12 protein-coding genes and 1 pseudogene are annotated in these 14,239 nt (G+C 39.0%); 3 read left to right on the forward strand and 10 right to left on the reverse strand.

The annotated features are described in order from the left end of the window. Positions 1-77 precede the first annotated feature (77 nt). The 6 genes from PQ578_RS15915 to ilvA all read right to left on the reverse strand — a co-directional run bounded on the left by PQ578_RS15915 (position 78) and on the right by ilvA (position 7,144). Positions 78-1,031 carry an MBL fold metallo-hydrolase gene (locus PQ578_RS15915; RefSeq protein WP_273835400.1) on the reverse strand — a complete coding sequence of 318 codons (954 nt, stop codon included), beginning with the start codon at positions 1,029-1,031 and terminating at the stop codon, positions 78-80. 108 nt (positions 1,032-1,139) lie between these two features. Continuing rightward, positions 1,140-1,709 (reverse strand): histidine phosphatase family protein, encoded by a 570-nt coding sequence (locus PQ578_RS15920; protein ID WP_273835402.1) that lies wholly within the window; start codon positions 1,707-1,709, stop codon positions 1,140-1,142. 21 nt (positions 1,710-1,730) lie between these two features. Further along, entirely contained in the window at positions 1,731-2,678 is a 948-nt protein-coding gene (locus PQ578_RS15925; RefSeq protein ID WP_273835403.1) for a phosphotransferase family protein, read from the reverse strand. A 74-nt stretch (positions 2,679-2,752) separates the two neighbouring features. After that, positions 2,753-4,678 carry an ATP-dependent DNA helicase gene (locus PQ578_RS15930; protein ID WP_273835404.1) on the reverse strand — a complete coding sequence of 642 codons (1,926 nt, stop codon included), beginning with the start codon at positions 4,676-4,678 and terminating at the stop codon, positions 2,753-2,755. Between the two features lie 148 nt (positions 4,679-4,826). Then, entirely contained in the window at positions 4,827-5,786 is a 960-nt protein-coding gene (locus tag PQ578_RS15935) for an LLM class flavin-dependent oxidoreductase (protein ID WP_273835405.1), read from the reverse strand. A 101-nt stretch (positions 5,787-5,887) separates the two neighbouring features. After that, entirely contained in the window at positions 5,888-7,144 is a 1,257-nt protein-coding gene (gene ilvA / locus PQ578_RS15940) for a threonine ammonia-lyase IlvA (protein ID WP_159782608.1), read from the reverse strand. Between the two features lie 166 nt (positions 7,145-7,310). Here ilvA and PQ578_RS15945 point away from each other — a divergent pair, with 166 nt between their 5' ends. Together PQ578_RS15945 and PQ578_RS15950 are read left to right on the forward strand one after the other, a co-directional pair. After that, positions 7,311-7,958 (forward strand): MtnX-like HAD-IB family phosphatase, encoded by a 648-nt coding sequence (locus tag PQ578_RS15945; RefSeq protein ID WP_273835406.1) that lies wholly within the window; start codon positions 7,311-7,313, stop codon positions 7,956-7,958. A gap of 2 nt (positions 7,959-7,960) precedes the next feature. Next, a complete protein-coding gene (locus tag PQ578_RS15950; RefSeq protein WP_273835407.1) occupies positions 7,961-9,007 on the forward strand; it encodes an iron-containing alcohol dehydrogenase family protein in 1,047 nt (348 codons plus the stop codon). A 58-nt stretch (positions 9,008-9,065) separates the two neighbouring features. Here PQ578_RS15950 and kynA read toward each other — a convergent pair whose 3' ends face one another. Together kynA and PQ578_RS15960 are read right to left on the reverse strand one after the other, a co-directional pair. Then, on the reverse strand, positions 9,066-9,908 hold the full coding sequence (gene kynA, locus PQ578_RS15955; protein WP_420541568.1) for a tryptophan 2,3-dioxygenase: 843 nt from the start codon (positions 9,906-9,908) through the stop codon (positions 9,066-9,068). 153 nt (positions 9,909-10,061) lie between these two features. Beyond that, positions 10,062-10,604 carry a site-specific integrase gene (locus PQ578_RS15960; protein WP_273835409.1) on the reverse strand — a complete coding sequence of 181 codons (543 nt, stop codon included), beginning with the start codon at positions 10,602-10,604 and terminating at the stop codon, positions 10,062-10,064. A gap of 396 nt (positions 10,605-11,000) precedes the next feature. Here PQ578_RS15960 and PQ578_RS15965 point away from each other — a divergent pair. Continuing rightward, positions 11,001-11,273: pseudogene (locus PQ578_RS15965) on the forward strand (peroxiredoxin); the annotation flags it as partial. A gap of 302 nt (positions 11,274-11,575) precedes the next feature. Here PQ578_RS15965 and PQ578_RS15970 read toward each other — a convergent pair. Beyond that, entirely contained in the window at positions 11,576-12,703 is a 1,128-nt protein-coding gene (locus PQ578_RS15970; protein WP_273835410.1) for an aminopeptidase, read from the reverse strand. Between the two features lie 98 nt (positions 12,704-12,801). Then, positions 12,802-14,169: a bifunctional metallophosphatase/5'-nucleotidase gene (locus tag PQ578_RS15975; protein ID WP_273835411.1), complete on the reverse strand. Its 1,368-nt coding sequence runs from the start codon at positions 14,167-14,169 to the stop codon at positions 12,802-12,804. Between the last annotated feature and the right edge of the window lie 70 nt (positions 14,170-14,239).

Raw genomic sequence — 14,239 nt, forward strand, 5'->3', positions numbered from 1 at the left:
ACGTTGATCTGTAGACTTATTCACTATATCATAAACGGTTTTGCTTCGTATCCATAAGAAAACCACTTAAGATCCCCCTAAGTGGTTCTTACTTTTTTTCGATCAGTGTAATCCAATAGGCCAAGTGCTGACACGTGTAAATCCATCTTGATGTATTGATAAACGGGATGATCAAGAGGCACACCTTGTTTGAATAAAGCGCCTTGGACATTGCTTAGAAGCGCTTTGAAAAGGTGTTTTGATCGGTCATCATTCTTCAGATCTTGACTTGTTACTTCTTCCGTTATTCTCAAAAACACAGATAGCCACGTTGTTAGTTGCCGAATGACTTCATCTGGATTGTTAGACTGACCATAGTGCCCAAAGTAAATAAGACTAGGGTGAAAAGACTTGATTTTATCAGCAGATGCTAGCATGTCATCTGGATCAAACTGATTTGGTGAAGTTGAGGGTAAATATAGTTCAATATCGAGTTGTGGGTAATAAACCCCTACTGTATCTCCCACAAACATGCCGTTCGTTTTGGAGTCATGTATGGAAAAATGATGCTTGGCATGTCCTGGTGTGTCGATAAATGTTAACGTGCGCTTCTTTCCAATCTTCAGTTCATCGTAATCCTTCATAATGACTAAGCGGTCTTCTGGTATCGGTAGAATCGGCTCAAACAGCTCCTTAAACTGTTCGCCATAAACAGCTTTGGCGCCCTGAATTAAGCGAGTTGGATTTTCTAAATGTCGTGCTCCTTTTGAATGAACGAGAATACGCGCATTCGGACATTTTTTTAGCAGGAGGCCTGCCCCGCCTGCGTGATCAAGATGAATGTGAGTCACAATGATATGACGCACTTCATTCAGGTCGATATGTAATTTTTCTAACCCGCTAATTAGGTGTGAAATCGAAGGACTTGCACTAGTTTCAATAACGGTTAGTTCTTCTTCATGCAGGACATAACAACCTGTTCGCTGTTCGAGAGACAGGTCGTACAGATCGATAAGAGATAAGTCTTCTGCTATACGTTTAGGAAGTTTCATCGTTCATTCCCTCCATTAAATAAGTTGCATTTCATACTGAAAGACTTCTTGATGCTAATCGAATATCCTTTTAAATATGCATGATGGAGATAAAGAAACCTTTACTTGTTAATCAAGGTGACTTGTTGAGTGATAAAGTTCATTTAACCACTCGTCTCCTTTTCTTCTTAAAACCGTTAAAGATGTGTTCACAATATGCTTTTCATGATTTAGTTCAGGTAATGTGCTTTTAAAGAAATGTCGAAGAAACGATCCATGACTTACGATAAGAATGTTTTGACCTGGATATTGGTGGTATAAGTCATCTAATGCTTCATGTGCTCTTGCCACAACGAGTTCTTCCTTTTCGATGCCGAGATCTAACTCACGCCATTTCTCTCCCCATTTTTCTATTCGTTCTTGCTCCGTTGTGCCTTCAATTTGTCCTCCGCCAGCTTCCCGCAGCCTTGGATCCGTTTTAACATCAATATGAAGAAACCTCCCGATAATTTCAGCTGTTTCTTTTGCACGTGATAGATCACTTGAAACGATTATATCCCACTCCTCATTTAAGAGTGACTCACCTAGCTTAGCTGCATCACGGCGACCTTGTTCATCAAGGTGAATATCCGAGCTACCTTGAGCCCGCTTTTCTTTATTCCATGATGTACTCCCGTGGCGAATAAAACCTATCCTCATGTCTTTTCCCTCTCTCTTTAACTATTCTGAGTGAATTGTTTGTTTGATAAGGCGCGTAATATCTTTCACTCTATTTTCTCCACACATTACTCTGTCAAGCAAGCTACATAGCGCTACAAGATCAGCAAGCTTCGCGAGCTTTTTCCATTGCTTCGGTAGTGAAATTCCTTTATTCTTTAACCCCTTATATAAACCTTGTTCAAATGAGTCGATATGATTGAATTCGTACCGAAGCAAGTTCCCTATGTCAAAATAAATACTCCCTGATAATGCAAATTCCCAATCCAGAATGGCACTTACTTCCGTTCCTGTCATTAAGATGTTCAATCCATTAAAATCACCATGAGCAAGTCCAGCTCCACTCTGATCTTCTTTAAGTAAAAGCGCATTTTCCTTTGCAAATTCGATGATCTTCTCAGGCATATGTTCCGGTAACCATTTAGAAGCATGATGGTTGAAAAACGATTCGATTGTCGTAATGAATGACTGTGGAGTTAACCGGAATTCTTCCCTGACGACAAGGTTCGGGTCTAGAAATCCATATGTAGTAAAACGCTTTTCGCGAATACAGGCAAGCTGCTCACCTATTGATTTCCCCATTTCTCCTATTTCAGGTGCTGAAGAAATCGTCAGCTGATCTCGAAGTAACTCACCTTCCATCCATTCTAACAGCCCAATGTTATACCCATTCCATTTAGTTAAGTGGAGAAAATAGGGTTTTCGGACACGAGTCGGAAGAATGCTATGAATTTCTTTTTCACGGTATAAACTCTCAGCATTTCTTGCTACTCTTATGACGATTGGCTTTTCATTTGCAATGTCGACTTTCAGGTTTGTGTGACTTAAGCCCCCTGAAAGGTAAGTCGTTGATGTAATATTCCAATGTGGATGATAGCTTTTCACTATGGAGGTAATGGCTTCATCTGGAAGATGAATGATCGCTTGGTGTCTTTCCCAATTTGTTTTCATTCTATCCCTCCTGTATCTATCATACCAACTCCTATTGAAAAAAGCTCTTTCTCATTAGAGAAAGAACTTTTGATTTAATTCCAGTTAATTGGTAATGGCAAAACTTCTTGAACTTGCTTTTCATATGTGGTTACTTGTTCTTCTGTCATCCATATCCGGACGGAACCATGATCCCCACTGCTTCGAATTAATCGACCGATTCCCTGTCGCAAACGGAGTAACATATAAGGGAGATCCACTTCATTTACCGGATTTTCTGAATGACTTCTTTTTGCCTGAAATACCGGGTCGTTTGGTGGAAATGGCAAGGATGAAATAAGCACCTGCGTAAGCGATTCACCAGGTACATCAAGTCCTTCCCACAGATGATACGAACATAGGACGGTAGAATGTTCTCGCTGGAAAGCTTTTACCGTTTCACTGATTTCACGATCGCCTTCATAAATGATTGTAAAATCCCAGCTTTCTTGATCGGCATAGCTGCGGAATCGGTTCATTTCTTCAAGCGATGAAAATAACAATAACGAATGGCCTTTGTTCAGATTGAGCGCATGACCCATTTCTTCCCATTTTTCTTTTTCAGACTGAGAAACGGTTCCATTCATTTTCATTTGTGTCTCATAATCAAATGGAGAATTCACAGAAAATGAGGCGTACTTTTGAATACCAAGACTGCTAGCTGTATAAGAGAAATCCCCTGCCTGAGATAACGTTGCAGACGAAAAGACAAAAGGGATTTTTTGTGAAAACACTTCTTTTCTTAGAATGTCTTCTACAAGTCTTGGCATAATCACAAGCGACGTTTGTGTCTCTGTTTCCTCAAGCCAGTGAATCCCTTCTCCATCCTGTAGTAACGTTCTTAATCCATAAGCAAAAAATTCAAGATATTCTTCCATAATCTTGACGTGATAATCTTCCATCACATAAAGCTCAGAATCAAAAACAAGCTGTTCTAATAGGGCATCTACCTTTTCAGCAATGGCTTTTGCGATTTCAATCATTGCTTCTGTTCGTGGTACATCCTTACGAACGGAACCTTCTACGGCTATTGCTGAGTCACTAAGATGAGCAAACCAGTTATCATGAAGCTCAAGAATCTCTTCGACAAGGGTGAGAGATTCTTCTCGTACATCCTGGTCCATGTATCCTGTTAGAATACTTGAGAGAGTCTCAGAGTGAAAGCGATACGTTAGTCCTTTTTGTGCTGAGAATTCAAGGAGGTGTCCTTCATCAAAAACAACTGTACTTGCTTCAGGAAGCAATGGAAGTTGCCCTTCACGTTTACGCGATTCTTTCGTCCAAATATGTTCCATATAAAAATCATGAGAACAAATGATTAAATCACTAGCATGTCGATAGTATTCACGATTCAATGTTTGGCCACATCGATGTCGCCAATCACAAGTTGAACACTGTTGCAATGGATCCCAGGCGATTTTTTCCCATTTATCATTTGGTACCCATGGGTATTCTTTTCGGTCACCATATCGATGGAATGATTTCATCGAGGCAGCAGGTTCATAGACAAACTCAGGAATTTCATCGTGAACGCTCAGAATATCCTCATCATCTGTTCGATGTGAAAGGTAATCGAGTTTTTTTACACAAACATACTGTTCTCTTGCTTTAGCGAGGCGAACATCTACGGTTAACCCAAGAGCTTTCTCAAGCTTTTCAATGTCTCCGCCTTCTTTTACGAGTTGTTCAATAAGCGTTTCATCCGCACAGGAAATAATGGCAGGTTTCCGTGTATACCGTGCATAGCAAATCGCATATAGCAAATAAACAAACGTTTTTCCTGTTCCTACGCCTGCTTCGGCAAAAACAACGCTCTTATTCTTAAAGGCTTGTTCAATTTGAAAAGCCATGAAGATCTGTTCATCGCGAAGCTCGTAACCATGTTCAGGTAAAATGTCATAAAATACATCGCCTACATAGTCTCCAAGCTTCTCGTAAAAAGAATCTTCCTTTGTAATTTCGAAAGGTAGTGATTGAGTCATGTACGGTCTCCTCTTCTAGCGTGATCCGTCCTTTTATTTTCTAATCTATTGGTACTGTTCAAATGCTGACAGTTCGTAACGTGTGTTATAAAAACAAAAGAAACCAAACTCTATCATAACAGATTTATTCGTATTAGTGAAAAAACATCTATTTTTGCTTTATGGCTTCACTTAGAAGCTGATAAGAAGTCAACCTTTCCTCACGATTAGGCGTGATCGTCGTAATCATGAGTTCATCTGGTTCATATTCTTCTTCAAGAGTCATTAATTTCTGCTGTACAGCCTCAAATGTTCCGCTAATGAGCTTCGTTTTATATTTAGGAAGAGAAATACGTTTGGCCTCTTCAACGGATATGAGAGCTTTTTCACCTTTTGTACGAGCTTCATTAACAACATGGGTCCAATGGGCAAGTTCATCTGCTCGTGCGGTGGTTTCACTACATATAACGGAAATCGCTAAAATCGTATAAGGCCTCTCGCCAACAAAGTTGGTTCGATACGTGTTGAGAAGTTCCCTTCCATCATGGTCGCTCATAAAATAACCAAAAGCATAGGACATGTTATTTTCTGCAGCAAGTAATGCGCTTTTCTTCCCTGTCCCAAGTAACCAGGGTTCAGGACCTTGGTTCGGAACGGGTTTTGCTTGAACGTTATGAAACAGATGGTCTTTCGGAAAATCATGATGAAGAAAGCGAAGTAATTCTTCCACTTTTTCTGGCATCTTTCGAACTTCTTCAAGAAATCGTGGCGATAGAGCCGTTGTTGCCTCGGCAGATCCACCTGGTGCTCTTCCTAAACCAAGATCAATACGACCTGGAAATAGCGTCGCAAGCGTATGGAACACTTCAGCGACTTTATATGGTTGATAGTGCGGAAGGAGAATCGCTCCAGCACCTAGTCGGATTTCCTCTGTGTGCGCGCCAATATAGCTTAGGAGCACTTCTGGTACAGGACAAGCTACATGTTCTAAATCGTGATGTTCTGTGACCCAGTATCGGGTATAGCCAAGACGATCTGCGAGAACAGCTAATTCTTTTGAGGATTGTAGAGCATCCCCTTCCGTTTCTCCATAAAAAATGGGCGATTGGTCAAGTATACTTAGTTTCATTGCACACCTCTTTTTAATACAATCTCTTCCTATCATATAGAAAGAAGCGTCGAATTTATACTCGAAAGCCCTGACGAAGAAAAACGCCCATTATAGGCGTTTTAGATAAGCAGGTTAAAGAGGTCCTGATCTTTATTAATTTCAATATAAGAAAACCCTTTTCGATTTAAACGCTCAATCAAAGGTTCATAATCTTCTTTATGCTTAAGTTCGATGCCTGCTAAGACTGGTCCTCGATCTCGGTTGTTCTTTTTTGTATATTCGAAGCGGGTAATATCGTCAGTTGGTCCTAGCACATCCGCCATAAATTCTTTTAAGGCGCCAGCCCGCTGCGGAAAATGGACAATGAAGTAGTGTTTTAACCCTTCATAAATCAAAGAGCGTTCCTGAATTTCCTGCATCCGGTTAATATCGTTATTTCCCCCACTAATGACACAAACAACGTTTTTTCCTTTAATTTGATCTTTATAGAAATCGAGTGAAGCGATCGATAAAGCCCCTGCAGGTTCAGCTACAATCGCATTCTGATTGTATAGTTCCAAAATAGTTGTGCAAATTTTCCCTTCTGGCACAAGAACAACATCATCAAGAAGATGCTTGCAAATGTCCAGGGTCAGTTTGCCAACTTGTTTCACCGCTGCACCGTCTACAAATTTATCAATAAAGTCAAGGGGTACGACGCTGTCATGTTCAATCGAACGTTTCATTCCCGCAGCGCCTTCGGGTTCAATTCCAACGATTTTCGTATCGGGGCTAATGCTTTTAATATACGATCCGACACCAGAAGCTAGTCCACCTCCGCCAATGCCAAGCATCACGTAGTCAACTTCATCAATGTCATTCATAATTTCCAGGCCAACGGTTCCCTGACCTGCAATCGTTCGATAATCATCAAATGGGTGAATAAATGTTTTGTCTTGTTTGTTACAAAACTCTTTAGCTGTATGGAACGAATCATCAAACGTATCTCCTGTTAAAATCACTTCAACGTATGATCCTCCAAACAGTTCAACTTGTGATATCTTTTGTCTTGGCGTGGTAGCGGGCATAAAGATATGACCCTGAATGCCGAGCGTTTTACATGAGAAAGCAACACCTTGCGCATGGTTTCCTGCACTAGCGCATACGATCCCGTTTTCCTTTTCTTCCATAGTTAAGCTTTGAATAAGGTTATATGCCCCTCTAATTTTAAAAGAACGGACGTTTTGCAAATCTTCCCTTTTCAAATAAACGTTGCAGTTATAGCGATCGGAGAGTATTTCATTCCGCTGTAGCGGTGTATGAACAACGACTTCTTTTAAAACTTGGTTTGCGATAATGATATCTTCCACCTGGACTTTGCTGATTGTTTTACTCATTCTCGCACTCCTTCAGATTAAATTGAATTGTTTAACTTTTTAAAAATCATTTTAACACAATTTAATGCTGTTGTACGTTATTGTTCTAAAAGAATTGAATTTCTTTTGAATCCAAAAGCATGCTACAATTTTAAGAGATCAGCTATCAAACGAGGAGGATACATAAATGAAAAAGTGGGCTTTTGTGTCAGATTTTGATGGAACGATTTCAAAAAAGGATTTCTACTGGCTTGTGATTGACACTTACTATCCTGAAGGGAAACCATTGTATAAGAAATGGAAAGCAGGTGAAATGCAGGATATTGATTTTCTTAGCCAGGTATTTCAATCGATTGATCAGCATGAAGAGCAAATTATTCAAGACATTCTCTCACTACCTATTGATGAGCATGTTCCCTCTTTCATACGAACGGTTCAGGAAAGCGGTGGGGATTTCTATATACTAAGTGCCGGCACCGATTATTACATCCATCACATTCTCGAGCATTATGGCATTAAAGACGTACCGGTATTCTCAAATAAAGGATATTATGAAGATAAAAATGTCCATTTGTCGATTGACGAAAATCATAAACATTATTCAAGACGTTACGGCATTGATAAATCGAAAGTCATTGCAGAACTAAAGGAAACCTATGATGTTGTTTATTTTGCTGGTGACAGCGAACCCGATTCGCATCCTGCGAAAGTTGCCGATCTGACTTTTGCTAAAGATGCCCTTCAAGATTTATTAAAGGAAAATAATGTGCCTTATGTTGCGGTTGATTCGTTTTTGCAGATTGAAGAATTTTTGCGTGAGAAAGGTACAGTTTAAGCATGCATGCATTAACGAATATTCCGATTCCTTCTATTTTGGAGATTCGTTCAGGTATCCGTCATCAGCTAGATTCTATTCTTCATAAACACGGGTTTCATCATGCTCTGTTATTGTTTGATGCGTTTACTTACGATGCATATGCCGAGTCCTTTCTGAAGTCGATACACGTGACCATCAATGTTCAAAAAATGGAACCCGGTCAAACGATTCAGGATCTCATTGCATTTGCTTTTACCCTTGATTCCTATGATGTTGTCGTTGCTATGGGGGGCGGTCAGATTATTGACTACGGAAAGTATATTGCATTTTCTAGAAAACTCCCCTTTATCAGCATGCCAACATCTGCTTCCAATGATGGTTTTGCTAGCAGCAATTGTTCTCTTATCGTTAATCAAAAAAAGACGACCGTTCCTGCCCAGGTGCCTTTTGGCATTATTGCGGATCTTGAAGTGATACAACAGGCTCCTTCGCATTTCTTACTTGCAGGTGTAGGAGATTTGATGAGTAACATTACGGCTCTTTACGATTGGGAATTTGAAGAAAAGCATGGAAAAGGCCACGTCAATGCCTTCGCATCGATGCTAAGTAAAAAAGCAGTAAATAGTTTCATTCGCACGCCGATGACTGACCTTCAAAATCCAATCTTTATTAAAGAGCTTGTAAGTTCCTTAACTATGGGCGGTGTAGCCACGGTGATTAGTGGAAATAGTGCTCCAATTAGTGGATCCGAGCACTTGATTTCACATGCTCTCGACAAACAATTGCAAAAACCTTATATGCACGGGATTCAAGTAGGTCTCGCTACGTACATCATGGCAAACGTTCAAAACCACCGAGCTTTACGAATGAAGAAAGTGTTTGAACGAACGGGTTTCTTCCATTATGTAAAAGAAGAAAAAATTCCAAAATCTGCTCTGGCAGAGGCGATATTATCTGCTCCCGCTGTAAAACAAAATCGCTACACATACCTTCATGATCCTATCTTCCAACAAAAAGCGCTCTCTTTCTTAGAAACTGATAACGTGTTAAAGGAAATATTAATATAAAAAATGCCCTTAAGAGGGCATTTTATTATATGTGTTTACATAATGATATTATATGATACTAAAGCTCTGTTCGAATATCCCAAAGTTCAGGAAAAAAGCGATGATCCAGTACTTTCTTCAAGTACCCAACTCCGGATGAGCCTCCGGTCCCCTGTTTAAACCCGATAATTCTCTCCACAGTTTTCATATGACGGAAACGCCATTGTTGGAGCCAATCTTCAATATCAACAAGCTTCTCAGCTAGTTCATACAGGTCCCAATACGTTTCTACATCTCGATATACGGTCAGCCATGCCTGCATTACTGAGTCATTCTTTCTGTATGTTTCGGTCACATCGCGATCAAGAACGTCCTTATCAATAGGTAATCCCGCCCTCGATAGAGCTTTAATCGCTACATCATAAATACCGGGTTCTTGATAAGCGCCTTTTAGTTTTTCATGAAGCTCTTTATCTTTCTCATAAATCTTTAACACGTGAGGTGTTTTATAGCCTAATGCAAACTCGATCATACGGTATTGATAAGACTGAAAACCAGAAGCCTGGCCGAGTGAATCGCGGAACTGCATGTATTCCGACGGGGTTAACGTTGAGAGAACGTCCCAAGCCTGAATGATTTGGGTCTGTGTTTTCGAAACACGCGCAAGCATTTTAAAAGCAGTTGATAATTCATCTTTTTCGATTGCTTCAATTGCCCCTCTTAGTTCATGCAAGATTAATTTCATCCATAATTCGCTTACCTGGTGAATGATGATAAAAAGCATCTCATCATGATGGTCGGATAACCGGTTCTGTCCCGACAGTATTTTATCAAGGCTTAAGTATTCCCCGTATGTCATATTGTTTTTAAAATCAGTATGTATGGATGCTTCTGTAGGATCCTGATGATCTTTTTTTACCAATGACATAACCTCCTTTAATATTGTAAGCGAAACCATAACACTATGCTTCATGTTTCTTCATTAATATAGTGATCCTTACTATTCTTCTGATATGAAAGAGCTTGCTCCCCCCTCCTCTCCAAAAAGTATAACATGTTCCGATTTTGAAGTAGTTTACAAACTAAAGTTAAACAGTGATTCATCCATTTGCTCCTGCTCAATTCCGATGTATCTTAAGGTAATCGAGGGTGCTGAATGGCCGAAGATCTTTTGAAGCATTGCTACATCTTTCGTCTGTTTATAGTAAAAGTAACCAAACGTCTTTCGCATTGTATGCGTTCCTATTTCAGAAAGTCCTGCTTCTGATGCAGCCTGGTTGAGAATTTTATAAGCCTGACCTCGTTGAATAGGTAAATCAGTTTTGTTTGAAGGAAACAAAAAATCTCCTTCTTCCATATCAAACGTATATGACTCGATTAATTCCTTAAGTGCATAGTTGATCGGAAACCGTTTTGGTTTTCCTGTCTTTTTTTCTTTTATGATAATATGCGTTTGGTTTCGAACATCACCAACTCGTAATGGGAGTAAATCACTAATGCGTAACCCAGTATTAATTCCCATGTTAAACAAAAACCAATCTCTGGAATTTCGCTTTCGCAGGTTTAGTTTTACTAATTTTATCTTCTGAGGATCTCGAATCGGCTGAACCGTGTTCATGAAGGCAACCTTCTTTCTGCATTCAATATGTATCATTCATGATAAATAATTGTTTGATATGTATCATTATACCTTTCACGGCTCACATTGAAAAGAGAAAACCCCCTAAAATTAAGCTTTCTTTCATTTTCATAATGATACACAATATATGTTTTGTATCATTGTGTGAGAATAGAAGCATTTAGTTTTGTTTACGTGCATATTGTGTCATTCGTTCGAAATGACCATTAAAAGTAAAAATCTGGTTGTCGCTATTTGTTTTTGTCAATGATTTTGTATAAAAAAGGAGTAAGGTATCTTCCATCATTCGCTCTCGATTCAGAATTGGATAAGAGTTGTCATACATGATAAGGCGATTGTTTCTATTCAAAGGAGGAAATAGTTGCGAAGAGTTTTCTTTTCTATAGAGGTTCTTGGTGTCCTGTCTGTGTGAGTGATCTTGAAAATCTTGAAGAAAGCGCTGGCTTTTTCGAAGGTAAAAATGTTCACTATCACCGTAAAGATGATCTTTATGAAAATCATGGTGCTCATGGTGAGCCAGCGTACTTTTTAATTGACGAGGAAGGCTAACTACTCTATCAGCAAAGACAGACAAGTCCTTTTGGTCGTCCAACAGTTACAGAGTTTCGTAAAATTGTTCAGTATATTGGTAAGACATATAGAGCTTAATAGAATGCAGGCCAATTCGGTCTGCTTTTTCTCTTGACTTAGATTATCTTTTGCGATATTTCTTTAATAAATATTATTAAAATTATTAATTTAATACGGTAATTGAAATTTACTATCTCCGTTTTTTCTCAGATCATCGTTAAACTGATTTTATTTATTCGAATGTGCATCATTAGGAATAAAACGTTTGGATTGTCTCTCCCCTATCTATCCTTAATAATTTAAGCTTAATTGACTCATACATTAATCGTACTTAATTATTAATAAAAAACCACAAGCATCATTCTGCCTGTGGTTGCTAATTAGCGTACTGCTTCTTTTTGGTTAAGATTTTCTGGGTTTAAATCTATCAACTCATCTGTCACAAAAATCCCATTTTTTTGAATGAGTTGATCATCAAAGTACAGTTCACCCCCACCAAACTCCTTCCGTAATATCAAAACCATATCCCAGTGAATCATTGAGCGGTTTCCATTGTCGGCATTATCATAAGCTTGTCCAGGCGTAAAATGGATACTACCATTTATTTTCTCATCAAATAAGGTATTCCCTACTGGATGATTAATTAGTGGATTCAATCCGATAGCAAATTCCCCAATATAGCGTGCTCCTTCGTCAAGATTTAGGATTTCGTTCAGTTTATCTGTTTGGTCAGCTTCCGCATGGACAATCTTACCTTTCTCCAACGTTAATTTTACTTTGTGAAAGGTAATCCCTTGATAAGAACAAGGTGTATTAAATGAAATAATGCCATTTACACTCTCTCTTACGGGTGATGTAAACACTTCTCCATCAGGAATGTTTTTCTTTCCGTGGCTAGCGATAGTTGGGATATTTAAAATAGAAAATGAGAGATCCGTACCAGGTGCAATGATCTTTACTTTATCAGTCTTTTCCATTAAATCAAAAAGCGGCTGTTGCTTTTCCGCCATTCGTTTATAATCAAGACTACACACTTCAAACAAATAATCCTGATAAGTAAGTGTCCCCATTTTTGCTTTTTGTGCTGCTGCTGGCGTTGGATAATCAAGAACTACCCACTTTCTTTCATTCACCATTTTATGATCGATCTCTTTGAACACTTCTCCATACAGTTTCATGGCATCAGATGCAAGTTCTGACAATGTCGCATCATTCTCTTCAGCTCGAATATGAATATACGATTGAACATCTTCTAATTGCCTCGCATACCATTCTTTTTGAATCTCTGCTTGCTCTTTTGTTGCAAATTCAGCCAAGTGAACATCTATTTCATCATCACGTAATTCAACAAATGGCACCCCGTCCGCTGCATAAATCTCCTTAATGATTTCACGTATTAACGGTTTGGCAATTTGATGACCCGTCACCATCACGCGTTCACCGTTCTTAACTTCAATGGAGTGATGGACTAGCGTCTTAGCTAACTGGCTTAATCGTTCGTCGCGCATTTATCTTCTTCCTTTCTATGTGGACTAAATTTAAGTTTCATTTTCTTTTTCTGGGAACGGCTAGAGTACGAGCTACACGAACTCAAGACGGAAATAGTCTACACCCAACGATTCTTGAAAGCATTTGTTACGAAAGTTTCCTTCTCGGCGTATTCTCTAATAACATCTTTTATTTCATCAGGTTGATAATGAAAGTTTCGATTGTTTGCTAGCTCTCGATACCCAGAACCTCTTAGCAAGTAATCTGATGAAGCTACACGATACCACCGCTCGGGTTCAAAAGCTTCATCGTTAATTGTAATCATCTTTATTTGATTTTGATTATGTTGAATTTTTGCACCAGAAATATGAAGCCGACCTACATACTTCCCTCGAAAACCAGGTCCTTTTCCATCAGCCATACAAACCGAGCTATTTAATGAACTTTCAAGAGCTGCGTAAAGGTCTTTTCCTTGAATTTCAAAATAAGTAGGATTTAGTGGAGATGGACAAATTTCAATTAGTTTTTTATTGGAAACATAGCCGATGAGACCGCCATTTGCAATTCCACTATTTATTAGCCCAAGATCGCAATCAAAACGATCTTTCAACCCGTCTGCGATTAAATTGGTCATCGGGTTCTCTTCTAGTACGTCATGCCACAATGGTTTGCTAACGGGATAAAGCGGTTTACTTAGGTGAGCGATCGCTTCTTCCCTACTTACTTGTAATATATTTTGAATTTCTACATCTTCAACCGCTTTAGCTGTTGATATGGTAGAAGAAGCTAATAGTTCTACGCCTTCATTTGATACATCAACTTCAATAATTCCAATATGCTCACCATACATACCTGCTGAATTTAGTATCGTATTATTCACTATTTTTGCTTCCTCATAAAGGACGTGGTCATGTGCGGATAAAATCAAATCAATTTCATCGATGGCTTCTGCTAATTCGATATCTGCTTGTGTACCAACATGGTTTAAAACAATACAAACATCATAGTTTCCATGTTGCTTCTTGATTTCTGTTCTGATCGCTTCTACATATTCTAAAATTTGAAAGCCCATTAAATCATTGAACTCTTGTAAATCTGGAGAAGCACCCGTAATTAAAATGCGAAGTTCATTTTTAATCAGAATCGTACTAGGATATACTCCTTTGAACGTTTCACCGTTAGTTTTAAGAAGATTGCAACTAATGAACGGTACCGTGCTCTGAACCGCCATATGCTCTAATGTATCATTTCCATTAAATAGTTCATTATTTCCTATCGTAATGGCGTCGTAACCGGTCGATTCCAACATCTTCACGGCCCCAATCCCTCGTGTTCCCTGAAGCTCGATACTTTTAAAATCAGCAAAGTCCCCACCATCTAACACTAGCGTGTGTTCTTCTGCATAATCCCGAATAAGTGATGTTGCTTTAGCGAAGTTGTTAAAGTGACTGTGAATATCGTTCGTATGTATGACTGAAAGCTTCATGATTGTCCCCCAGTATGCAAATTTAGTGCCATCTTACTATTTCGAAACTGACATACAAAATCCTGCTATT

Source organism: Guptibacillus sedimenti, from assembly GCF_028610665.1.
GTDB classification, from domain to species: domain Bacteria; phylum Bacillota; class Bacilli; order Bacillales; family Guptibacillaceae; genus Guptibacillus; species Guptibacillus sedimenti.